The sequence below is a fragment of the Sphingosinicellaceae bacterium genome, assembly GCA_019285715.1.
Taxonomy (GTDB): Bacteria; Pseudomonadota; Alphaproteobacteria; order Sphingomonadales; family Sphingomonadaceae; genus Glacieibacterium.
In genome coordinates, this window is sequence record CP079108.1 from 1,754,083 (window position 1) to 1,765,026 (window position 10,944).

The following is a 10,944-nucleotide window of genomic DNA, read 5'->3' on the forward strand; positions in this document are numbered from 1 at the left end:
TAGCGGTCGCGGGCCGATTTGTGAACCGCGGGGCTTCACGCCAGGCCGAAGGTCCAGCCCTCGGTCGCGGCGATCGCCGGGGTCAGGCCCGGCGGCGCCCAGGTGAGCGGGTCGGTAGCCACCACGCGCATGCCCGCCGCGGAGATCAGTGCATCGCCGATGTGGTCGTCGAAGTGCTCGGGGACCGTATCGCCGCAGGGCGGGCTGCCGAGCTTGAGCAGCGCCGTGTCCAGCGCTGCCCGACTGCGCAGCTTGCCGCGCGCTCCCCCGAGCTGCGCGAACAGGCGGCAATAGATCTCGACAAGCAGCGGGCCTTGCTCCGGCCGCGGGTCCATCGGCCAGACCTGCACGTTCTCCAGCTCCGCCAGCAGCCGCATTCCCGACAGGCTCGCCTTGCCGCATTGTGCTGCGCCGAGCAGCACGAACATCGACGAGGGCGTGTTGCCGCGCGCCTTGTCGGCCTGCTCGACGACCCGCAGCCGAGCCCGGTCCGCGCGTGGCCCGTCGCCAGCACCAAGCCAGAAGTGCCGGCGGCGATGCTCGACGTAGCTGTGGGCGGCATGGTGCGGGTCGGTGGCAGCGGCCGTCTCGACCTCCTGCCAAAGTGAGCGGGCGTCGCTGGGGCTATCGGGATCACCGGGGAAGTATGTCCCCGCATCGGCGAACGGCAGCCCGAAGCACATGTCGATCCCGAACAACGCCCGCTCGCCTGCATCGCGCGCGGTCGCGACCAGCGCAAAGACCTCGGCACGGGACCAGCGGTGCCCGGCACGGACGAGGCGTGGCGGACCTGAGGCGCCGGCTTCGGCGACCGCAATCGCGCGATGCCGCTCGCCGACCGCACCGGTCCAGTCGATGGCGACGAAGCGGTCGAAGTTCATACGAGCAGACTTAGCCGCGCGTTACGCCCGCTGATACGTTGCCGTCAGCAAGCCCTTGGCGATCCCGTGCTTGACGACCGCGGCATCGACAGCGTCGCGGCCGGGGTGCTCGCCGAAGCCGGGGTCGGCGCCGAGGGCGTAGACCTGGAACAGATAGCGGTGGACGCCGTGTCCGGTCGGCGGATCGGGCGGCAGCCAGCCGGTGCGGAGATAGGAGTTGCGCCCGGTCGGAAAGCGCGGCGGGTTGGCCGACAATGCGCGCTCGGCAAATCCGCCGTCGCGGCCGGGCAGGTGGTGCGCGATAACGTGGACCAGCGGGCGCGGCGTCGGCGAGTCCGCGTCCTCGACCAGCACCACGACGCCGACCGCGTTCAGCGGTACGCCGCGCCATTCGAGCGGCGGCGATACCCCGGCACCGTCGGCGGTAAACCGCGCATCGAACGCGCCGCCGTCGAGCAGCGCCAGGCTGGTTACCGAAATGCTCGCCGGCACCGCCGCCAGCCGCTCGTCGTGGAACAGCGTCTTCTCGACGCCGGGACGAATGCTCTTGAGGGCGCGACCGAAGACGTGGGGTAGTTTTTCAAGCATCCTCCCTCAACCCCTAACGACGGCAAAGGGTTGCTCGCAGTGCCGGACGTTACGGCTGCTTCATCGCACGGAGCTGTCGCCAGTGGTCGATCCGTTCGGCGATGCGCTTCTCGTGGCCGCGGTCGGTCGGGGTATAGAAGTCCTGCGGCTCCATCTCGTCGGGCCAGTAGTTCGACCCCGAGAAACCGCCCTCGGCATCATGGTCGTAGGCATAGCCCTTGCCGTAGCCGATGTCCTTCATCAGCCGGGTCGGGGCGTTCAGGATGTTCGCCGGCGGCATCAGCGAGCCGGTCTCCTTCGCCGACCGCCACGCGCTTTTCTGCGCCATGTACGCGGCGTTCGATTTGGGCGCGGTCGCGAGGTATAGGCAGGCGTGCGCGATCGCCAACTCGCCCTCGGGGGAGCCGAGGAAGTCGTAGCTCTCCTTCGCCGCCAGCGTCACCACCAACGCGTTCGAATCCGCCAGGCCGATGTCCTCGCTGGCGAACCGCACCAGCCTACGCAGCACGTACAGCGGTTCCTCGCCCGCCGTCAGCATCCGCGCCAGATAGTAGAGCGACGCGTCGGGGTCGGAGCCGCGCAGGCTTTTGTGCAGCGCCGAGATCAGATTGTAATGGCCCTCGCGGTCCTTGTCGTAGACGGCGACGCGGCGGTGGAGCAGGTCGCGGAGCTGCCCTGGCTCGAGGGGCGCGTCGACGTGGATCGAGAACAAGGTCTCGGCCTGGTTGAGCAGGAAGCGGCCGTCGCCGTCGGCGCTGGCGACCAGCGCCTCGCGTGCGTCGGGAGTGAGCGGCAGAGGGCGTTCCTCGATCGCCTCGGCCCGGTCGAGCAGCTTTTCCAGCGCCGCCGCATCGAGACGGCGGACGATCAGCACCTGCGCGCGGCTCAGCAAAGCCGCGTTCAGCTCGAAGCTCGGGTTCTCGGTCGTCGCGCCGACCAGCGTGATCGTGCCGTCCTCGACATAGGGCAGGAAGCCGTCCTGCTGGGCGCGATTGAAGCGGTGGATTTCGTCGACGAACAACAGGGTGCGCTGGCCGGCACGGGCGGCGGTGCGCGCCTCGGCGAACAATTTCTTCAGGTCGGCGACGCCCGAGAATACTGCCGAGATCATCACGAAGCGCAGCCCCACGGCGTCCGCGAGCAGCCGTGCGATGGTCGTCTTGCCGGTGCCGGGCGGTCCCCACAGGACCAGGCTGGCGAGCTTGCCGGCAGTCACCATCCGCCCGATCGCGCCATCGGGGCCGGTCAGATGCTCCTGCCCGACAACCTCGTCGAGGGCGCGCGGGCGCATCCGCTCGGCCAGCGGCTGGCCGGGCAGGGGAGCGACGTCGGGGCCTGGGTCGGCGGCAAAAAGATCGGCCATGCCCCGACTTAGGCGCAGCAGCGAGCAGCGCAAGCCGCGGTCGCGGAACGAATATCAGCGGGCTGCCGTTCGGGACGCGAAGGGAATTTGCATGGCGCGCCAGTCGCAGGGTCGGAAACCGCAAGCCGCGCCGCCGACGAAAGGCGCCGCGCCCGGCACGCCGGCATCGAAACTGTCGCCTGAGGAGGAGCGGGAGGTCGACAAGCGCGGCCTCGCCAACCCGCGTATCGTGCATGAAGTCGTGCGCCTGCAGGGCGAGGAGGAGCTCGACCGGGGCTGGACGTCGCTGGTCGCGTCGGGCGTCGCGGCGGGCGTGTCGATCAGCGCCTCCGTGCTGGCGAAGGCATTCCTGCTGGCCGGTCTGCCGAAGGACGCGGCGTGGACCCCACTCGTCGCGGCGTTCGGTTACACGGTCGGGTTCGTCATCGTCATCATGGGGCGGCTGCAGCTGTTCACCGAGACCACGGTGACCGCGGTGCTGCCGGTCGCGACGCAGCCGACACTGGCCAACCTGGGCCGGCTCGGGCGGCTATGGGGACTGGTTCTGGTCGCGAACCTGACGGGCTCGCTTTTCGTCGCGTTCCTGATCGCCAAGGGCTTGATCCTCAGCCCGGAGCACCGGACGGCGGTGCTGGAGCTGTCCCGCGCGGCGCTGGCACACGACGTGCCGACGCTGATCCTGCTCGGCATTCCGGCCGGATTCCTGGTTGCGTCGATCGCATGGATCCTGCCGAATGCGCAGGGACAGGAGATCTGGATCATCATCCTGATCACCTGGGTCGTCGGCATCGGCGACTTCAGCCACGTCGTCGCCGGCTCGACGGAGGCGTTCGTGTTGTGGTGCAGCGGCGAGATCGGCTTCGGCCAGACCTTCGGCGGGTTCATCCTGCCGGCCCTGCTCGGCAACATCATCGGGGGGACCGGGCTGTTCGCGGTGCTCGCGCACGGTACGGTGCGCGGGGATCTTTAGCAGGGTGCCACGACTGAGTTGTCATCCCGGGCTTGACCCGGGACCCAGCTAACCACGGAGTCCGAGCCCGGGGTTAACTGGGTCCCGCGCGGGATGACAATTTGGCCTGCGCGCGGTTCAACCCGACGTGAACGTCAGCCCTCGACGTCCTTGAACCACGGCTCGACGGTGCCCTTCTGCTTCAAGGTGATCGGGTTGCCGTGGCGGTCGCGGGTCTTGCCGACGGTCATCCGGACCCAGCCTTCGGAGACGCAATATTCCTCGACCGTGGTCCGCTCGATGCCGTTGAAGCGGATGCCGATGCCGCGGGCCAGGATCGCCTCGTCGTAGAACGGCGTGCCCGGGGTCGCGCTGAGCCGGTCGGGAGGCGTCTCGCTGGCGGCTACGGGGGCAGCGATGTCGTCGGGCATGTCGTCGTCGGTCATCGGGATCGACCCTATCTCTAACGTGTCATCCCGGCGAACGCCGGGACCCAGATTTTCCACATACTCGATCGTCGAGCTTGCGATGCAACTGGGTCCCGGCATGCGCCGGGATGACAAACGTGTACGTGAGCGTGTTGAGCGTTAAGCCTCGTCGTCGTCCGGCGTTGCCTCGGCGATACCCTCGGGAGCCTGGGCGACCGGGGCGTCCGACTGGATGCCGGGTTCGGCATTCGGGTCGTAGGCCTCGGTGAAGCCGGCGTCGTCGCGCTCGAACATGTCGGCAGTGACGTCGACGCCCTTGGCCTGCAGTTCGGCCTCTTCCGGCGAACGCGCGATGTTGACCTTGATCGACACCGTGACCTCCGGGTGGAGGCTGACGCGGACTTCGTGGATGCCGAGCGCCTTGATCGGCTTGTCGAGCACGATCTGGTTGCGGGTCACCTTCATGCCGTCGGCGGCGAGCGCGTCGGACAGGTCGCGAGTGGCGACCGAGCCGTACAGCTGGCCGGTGTTCGACGCCTGACGGATCAGGATCACGGTCTTGCCGTCGATGCCCTGGCTGTCGGCCTTGGCTTCGTCGCGACGCTTGGCGTTATCGGCCTCGATGACCGAGCGGTTGGCTTCGAAACGCTTGCGGTTGGCTTCCGACGCACGGAGCGCCTTGTGCCGTGGCAGCAGGAAATTTCGCGCGAAACCGGGCTTAACATTGACGACGTCGCCGATGTTGCCGAGCTTTTCGACGCGCTCGAGCAGGATCACATCCATGGACTCGCTCCCTTACTTGACGAGGTAGGGCAGGAGCCCGAGGTGACGCGCGCGCTTGATCGCCTGGGCGAGTTCGCGCTGCTTCTTGCCGGAAACGGCGGTGATGCGGCTCGGTACGATCTTGCCACGCTCGGACACGAAGCCCTGCAGCAGGCGCACGTCCTTGTAGTCGATCTTCGGAGCATCGGGACCCGAGAACGGGCACGACTTACGGCGGCGGAAAAATGGACGTCCCATGGTCTCAGCCCTTCCTTAAGCCGTACGCGGGCGGAAACCGCCACGGTCGCCGCCGCCGCCACCGGCACCCCGGTCACGGTCGCCGCCGAAGCCACCACCGCCACGCGGACGGTCGCCGCGATCGCCACGGTCGCCGCGGTCACGGTCGCCGCCGCCGCGGCCATCACGGTCGCGCTCGCGGCTTTCGTTGCGACGCATCATCGCCGACGGCTCGGTCTCGTGCTCGTCGACCTTGACGGTCATGTAGCGGAGGATGTCCTCGTTCAGCGCGACCTGGCGCTCGAGCTCGGCGACCGCGGGGGCCGGAGCGTCGATGTTGAACATCACGTAGTGCGCCTTGCGGTTCTTCTTGATCCGGTAGGCGAGGGTACGCAGGCCCCAGTATTCGTTCTTGGTGACGGCACCCTTGCCGTCCGAGATGATGCGGGTGAAGGTCTCCGTCATCGCTTCGACCTGGGCTGTCGCCAGGTCCTGTCGCGCGAGGAAGACATGCTCGTACGCCGGCATGTTTTGCTGTCCTTGTCGGCCGATCGTTGACGCCGCACCGTGCGACGCCCCTCCGGCTGGCTTAAAAGCAAACGGCGAGGGACTTGCCCCCGCCGGTGCTTCGAGTGGCGGCTGTTAGGTCAGTCCACCCTAGACGTCAAGGAAACTCCGCATCTTGCGTGAGCGCGACGGGTGCTTCAGCTTGCGCAGCGCCTTCGCCTCGATCTGCCGGATGCGCTCCCGGGTGACCGAGAACTGCTGGCCGACTTCCTCGAGCGTGTGGTCGGTGTTCATGCCGATGCCGAAGCGCATGCGCAGGACGCGCTCCTCGCGCGGGGTCAGCGACGCCAGCACGCGGGTCACCGTCTCCTTGAGGTTGGCGTGGATCGCGGCATCGACCGGGATGACCGCATTCTTGTCCTCGATGAAGTCGCCGAGGTGGCTGTCTTCCTCGTCGCCGATCGGGGTCTCGAGACTGATCGGCTCCTTGGCGATCTTCATCACCTTGCGGACCTTCTCGAGCGGCATCGACAGGCGCTCGGCAAGCTCCTCCGGCGTCGGCTCGCGGCCGATCTCGTGGAGGATCTGGCGGCTGGTGCGGACCAGCTTGTTGATCGTCTCGATCATGTGGACCGGGATGCGGATGGTCCGGGCCTGGTCGGCGATCGAGCGGGTGATCGCCTGCCGGATCCACCACGTCGCGTAGGTCGAGAACTTGTAGCCGCGGCGGTACTCGAACTTGTCGACCGCCTTCATCAGGCCGATGTTGCCTTCCTGGATCAGGTCGAGGAACTGCAGCCCGCGGTTGGTGTATTTCTTGGCGATCGAGATCACCAAGCGCAGGTTCGCCTCGACCATTTCCTTCTTGGCGATACGCGCCTCGCGCTCGCCCTTCTGGACCATGTTGGTGATGCGGCGGAACTCGCCGAGGTCGACGCCGGTGGCGTTGGCGATCTCGGCGGCTTCGGAGCGGATGCGCTCGACGGTCTCGGTCTCGGCGACGGCAAAGGCGGCGAAGCGCTTGTCGATCGCGCCGACGCGGACCATCCAGCCCTCGTCGAGCTCATGCCCGACATACTCGTCGAGGAACTGCTTGCGGTTGATCTTGTGCTTGTCGGCAAGCTTCATCATGCCGGTGCCAAGCACCAGCAGGCGGCGGTTATAGCCGTACAGCTGGTCGACGAGATATTCGATCTTGCCGTTGTTGAAGTGGATCGCCTGGACGCTGCGGGTCAGGTCCTCGCGCAGCTTCTGGTAGCGACGCTCATCGGAAAGCGAGAACTCGCCAGCGTTACCGAGAGCATCGAGGCGGCCGGCCTGCAGCTTCTGGAACTTCTTGTAGGTCGCGGTGATCTCGGCAAAGCGCTCCAGCGCCTCGGGCTTGAGCTGCTCCTCCATCTGCGCCAGTGACAGGGTGTTGTCCTCGTCGTCGTCGTCGGGGATCGCCAGCTGGCCGTCGGGACGCAGGCGTGGCGAGTCGCCGCCCGACTCGTCGTCGGAATCCTCGGCACCCGCCTTGTGCTCGGGCGCCTCGTCGTCCTTGTACGCAGCACCGGTCGGAAGCTCGGCACCGGTGACCGGAGCATCGGCATTGGCGACGTCGGCATCGGTCGGACCCTTGGCGAGCATCGCGTCGAGATCGAGGATCTCGCGCAGCTGCATACGTCCTTCGTTGAGCGCGTTCGACCAGTCGATCATCGCGTGGAACGTCATCGGGCTCTCGCAGAGCCCGGCGATCATGGTGTTGCGGCCGGCCTCGATGCGTTTGGCGATGGCGATTTCGCCTTCGCGGCTGAGCAGCTCGACGGCGCCCATTTCGCGCAGGTACATGCGCACCGGGTCGTCGGTACGGTCGAGCGGCGCGGCCTTGGTGACGGGCGCAGCGGCGACTGCGGGGTCGGCCTCGGCCTCCTCCTCGTCATCGTCGGCAGCGGCGGCCGCTGCGGGCTCGGTACCATCTTCGGCGGGCTCGTCGTTCTCGATGACGTTGATGCCCATCTCGCTGAGCGACGCCATCACGTCCTCGATCTGCTCGGACGACATCTGGTCCTGCGGAAGTGCCTCGTTCAGCTCGTCATAGGTGATGTAGCCGCGTTTCTTGGCGCGAACGAGGAGCTTCTTGACCGACGCCTCGTTGAGGTCGAGCAACGGCGCGCCGTCACCCTCGGGCTTGGCTTCGGTTTCGACTGTCGCACCGTTCGTCTTCGCCATATGTTTCGTTCCTACCCGCGCTTGCGCGCTGTTCTTGCGATCCAACAACGGCGTTTGCGCGCCGCCTCATCAATGCGTCGCGACGCCGAAGCGCCGCTAGATATCGAGCTGCGCCTCGCGCGCATCCTCGGCCAATTTCATCAGTGCCGCGTCGACTTGAGCCCGCTCGGCGCGCAACCTTTGCTGCGCGTTCCAGTCGGCCTCACTTGCCGTTTGAGCGAAGCGGGCCGTGGTGGCCGCGAGTTCGCCCTCGATACGCGTCCGTGCGAGCACGGTGTCGACCACGGCCGCGAAATCGCGTTCGACCTGGGCGACATGGCCGGAACCCTTGTCCGGAGGCGTCGGCCTGGTAAACGAGAACCCGAGGCGGTTCGAAGCACGGACCTCTGCCGCGATGGCTGACAATCCGTGAGCCTGCAAATCGGTGGCAAGTGCAGCTTTGTCAAGGTCTGGTTCGTGCGTCAGCGCCGATAGAATCGCGTCGAGCAAGCGGGTTAGCGGCGCTTCGCCGGCATCGAGTGTCGCCAGTTGCTCACCATGCCGGTCGGCCAGCCCCGGGTGCTCGAGCAGCCCGACGATCACCGCGAGGATTTCGCCCGCCCCGGCCCCGCGCGCGTGCAGCGCCTTCAGCCCATCCGAAGCGTGGGGCGACACAAATACCTGCCCGCGCTTGCCGCCCGTTCGCGCCCCAAAGTCGCGCTTCGGCAGATACAGCGTATCGAAGCGTGACCGGAACTCGGCATCGTAAAGCGCCCGCACCGACCCGTCCTGGATCGCCTGCGAATGTTCGCGCAGCCGCTCGCGAACACCGGCGCGACGCTCCGGCGTGCCGGTGTCGATGCCCTCGGTCTCGGCGCGCCACAGCCGGTCGATCAGCGGCTCAGCCTTGGCCAGCAGCATCTCGAACGCCGCCGACCCTTGCGTCCGCACGATGTCGTCGGGGTCCTGCCCGGGCGGCAGCGTCGCCAACCGCAGCGAACGACCGGGTTCGAGCAAGGGCAGGGCGCGCAATGCTGCCCGCAGCCCCGCCCGCTGGCCCGCCGTGTCGCCGTCGAAACACAGCACCGGCTCCGGCACCACCCGCCACAACAATCCAAGTTGTGCCTCGGTCAGCGCCGTCCCGAGCGGCGCGACCGCCTCGACGAACCCCGCCTGCGCCAGCGCGATCACGTCCATGTAGCCCTCGACGACGATCAGCCGCCCCGACTTCCGCGCTGCCGGCCCCGCCTTGTCGAAGTTGTACAGCGTCCGCCCCTTGTCGAAGAGCGGCGTGTCGGGCGAGTTCAGGTACTTCGGCTGCCCGTCTCCCAGGATGCGCCCGCCGAACGCGATCACCCGCCCGCGCGGATCGCGGATCGGGAACATCAGCCGCCCCCGGAACCGGTCGTAGGTGTCCCCCTCGTCCGGCGTGACCAGCAGCCCCGCCTCGACCAGCTTCGCCTCGCCGACACTGTCGAGCGCCGCCTTGAGCCTGGTCCGCGCATCCGGCGCCAGCCCCAGCCCGAACGCAGCGACGGTCGCCGCCGTTAGCCCTCGCTTTTCCAGATATCCCCGCGCCGCCGCGCCGCCCGTGCTCGCCAGTTGCTCCCCGAACCACGAGGCCGCCCGCGCGCAGACCTCGTGTAGCCCCGCGGCAGCCTTGGCGCGCTCCTGCCCCTCCGGCGATTCGAGCGGCATCTCCAGCCCCGCCTCGACCGCCAGCGTCTCGATCGCGTCGCGGAAAGCGAGCCCGTCCTGCTTCATCACCCAGTCGATGACGCTGCCGTGCTCGCCGCAGCCGAAGCAGTGGTAGAATGCCTTGTCGTCGTTGACGTAAAAGCTCGGTGTCTTCTCGTTGTGAAACGGGCAGCAGCCCTTCATCTCGCGCCCCGCGCGGGTGAGTTTCACGCGCCGCTGGACGACCGAGGACAGGGTGACCCGGGCGCGGAGCTCGTCGAGGAAGGCGGGGGGTATGGTCAATACGGCACTTCGAAATCGAGGGAGTGTTCCCCACAAGGGGGTCCCCCTCCCGGTACGGGAGGGGCTAGGGGTGGGCACTGTAGGCAAGCGACCACAATAATCCGAAGCACCCCGTCGATATGGTCGAGAACATCGCGGTTGGTGAACCTCACCACGGTGTGCCCCTCGCGCTCCAGCCACCGCGTCCGCCGCTGATCCTCAAGACCGCCATGCTGGCTGCCATCGAGCTCGATCACCAGCTTGCGCGACCGCGCCACGAAGTCAGCAATAAACGGCCCGACCGCGATCTGCCGACTGAACTTCACGCCATCCAGCTGGCTGTTCCTCAGGTGCCCCCAAAGCTTCCGCTCAGCGGGTGTAGGCGCGCTGCGCATGGCGCGGGCGCGTTGCTTCTGGAGGTCGGGAATGGTGCGAACGCCCACCCCTAACCCCTCCCGTACCGGGAGGGGGATCCGCTTGCGGCGGCTACTCCTTTCACTTCACTACCCCAGCGCCGCCTTCACCATCGCGCTCGCGCTCCCCATGTCGAGCTGCCCCGCGAACCGTTCGCGTACCACCGCCATCACCCGGCCCATGTCCTTGAGCGACGTCGCCCCCAGCTCCGCGACGAGCTCCCGCACCTTGGCCTGCGCCTCGCCCGCGGACATCTGCGCCGGCATGAAGCCCTCGATCACGCCGAGCTCCGCACGCTCGGCATCCGCCAGCTCGGGCCGCCCGCCGGTGACGTACATCTCGATCGATTCGCGGCGCTGCTTGGCCATTTTGGACAGCACGTCGGCGACCAGCACGTCGTCGTCGGTCGGCGCGGTGCCGGTGCGCAGCTCGATGTCCTTGTTCTTCAACGCCGCCGAGATCAGCCGCAGCGTGCCCAGCCGGACACTGTCGCGGGCCTTCATCGCGGTGATCGTCGCGGCCTGGATGTCGTCGCGGATCATACGCGCCCCTCGCTTTTTGTGAGCCTCTAGGCTAGGCCATCGGTTCGCGAATGAACAGATTGACGGGCGGCGGGCCAACCCCTACCTCGCCCGGCGTTTGCCTGCCCGAAACGCTCCCAAAGGA

12 protein-coding genes are annotated in these 10,944 nt (G+C 67.6%); 1 reads left to right on the top strand and 11 read right to left on the bottom strand.

Features of this window, described 5'->3' with window-relative positions:
* Nucleotides 1-35: 35 nt before the first annotated feature.
* The 3 genes from KX816_08155 to KX816_08165 are packed head-to-tail and all read right to left on the bottom strand — an operon-like array spanning nucleotide 36 to nucleotide 2,832.
* Complete coding sequence (locus KX816_08155; protein ID QXQ07949.1) at nucleotides 36-881, bottom strand: hypothetical protein; 846 nt, start codon at nucleotides 879-881, stop codon at nucleotides 36-38.
* Between the two features lie 21 nt (nucleotides 882-902).
* A complete protein-coding gene (locus KX816_08160; GenBank protein QXQ07950.1) occupies nucleotides 903-1,469 on the bottom strand; it encodes a YbhB/YbcL family Raf kinase inhibitor-like protein in 567 nt (188 codons plus the stop codon).
* A 49-nt stretch (nucleotides 1,470-1,518) separates the two neighbouring features.
* Nucleotides 1,519-2,832, bottom strand: coding sequence for a replication-associated recombination protein A (locus KX816_08165; GenBank protein QXQ07951.1), 1,314 nt, complete (start codon nucleotides 2,830-2,832; stop codon nucleotides 1,519-1,521).
* A 91-nt stretch (nucleotides 2,833-2,923) separates the two neighbouring features.
* Here KX816_08165 and KX816_08170 point away from each other — a divergent pair, with 91 nt between their 5' ends.
* Nucleotides 2,924-3,802: a formate/nitrite transporter family protein gene (locus KX816_08170; GenBank protein ID QXQ07952.1), complete on the top strand. Its 879-nt coding sequence runs from the start codon at nucleotides 2,924-2,926 to the stop codon at nucleotides 3,800-3,802.
* A 134-nt stretch (nucleotides 3,803-3,936) separates the two neighbouring features.
* On the opposite strand, the gene KX816_08175 is transcribed toward KX816_08170, so the two are convergent.
* From KX816_08175 to KX816_08210, 8 genes are all read right to left on the bottom strand, one after another.
* On the bottom strand, nucleotides 3,937-4,227 hold the full coding sequence (locus tag KX816_08175; GenBank protein QXQ07953.1) for a DUF3297 family protein: 291 nt from the start codon (nucleotides 4,225-4,227) through the stop codon (nucleotides 3,937-3,939).
* A gap of 141 nt (nucleotides 4,228-4,368) precedes the next feature.
* On the bottom strand, nucleotides 4,369-4,992 hold the full coding sequence (rplI, locus tag KX816_08180; GenBank protein QXQ07954.1) for a 50S ribosomal protein L9: 624 nt from the start codon (nucleotides 4,990-4,992) through the stop codon (nucleotides 4,369-4,371).
* A 12-nt stretch (nucleotides 4,993-5,004) separates the two neighbouring features.
* On the bottom strand, nucleotides 5,005-5,229 hold the full coding sequence (gene rpsR / locus KX816_08185; protein QXQ07955.1) for a 30S ribosomal protein S18: 225 nt from the start codon (nucleotides 5,227-5,229) through the stop codon (nucleotides 5,005-5,007).
* Between the two features lie 15 nt (nucleotides 5,230-5,244).
* Complete coding sequence (gene rpsF, locus KX816_08190) at nucleotides 5,245-5,736, bottom strand: 30S ribosomal protein S6 (GenBank protein ID QXQ07956.1); 492 nt, start codon at nucleotides 5,734-5,736, stop codon at nucleotides 5,245-5,247.
* 129 nt (nucleotides 5,737-5,865) lie between these two features.
* Complete coding sequence (gene rpoD / locus KX816_08195; GenBank protein QXQ07957.1) at nucleotides 5,866-7,926, bottom strand: RNA polymerase sigma factor RpoD; 2,061 nt, start codon at nucleotides 7,924-7,926, stop codon at nucleotides 5,866-5,868.
* A 96-nt stretch (nucleotides 7,927-8,022) separates the two neighbouring features.
* The gene (gene dnaG, locus KX816_08200) at nucleotides 8,023-9,885 is read right to left on the bottom strand and encodes a DNA primase (GenBank protein ID QXQ07958.1); all 1,863 of its coding nucleotides are present in this window, start codon (nucleotides 9,883-9,885) and stop codon (nucleotides 8,023-8,025) included.
* Nucleotides 9,882-10,259: an endonuclease domain-containing protein gene (locus tag KX816_08205; GenBank protein ID QXQ08460.1), complete on the bottom strand. Its 378-nt coding sequence runs from the start codon at nucleotides 10,257-10,259 to the stop codon at nucleotides 9,882-9,884. Before KX816_08205 ends, dnaG begins: the two co-directional genes overlap by 4 nt.
* Before the next feature lie 108 nt (nucleotides 10,260-10,367).
* Entirely contained in the window at nucleotides 10,368-10,820 is a 453-nt protein-coding gene (locus tag KX816_08210; protein ID QXQ07959.1) for a GatB/YqeY domain-containing protein, read from the bottom strand.
* Nucleotides 10,821-10,944: the final 124 nt, after the last annotated feature.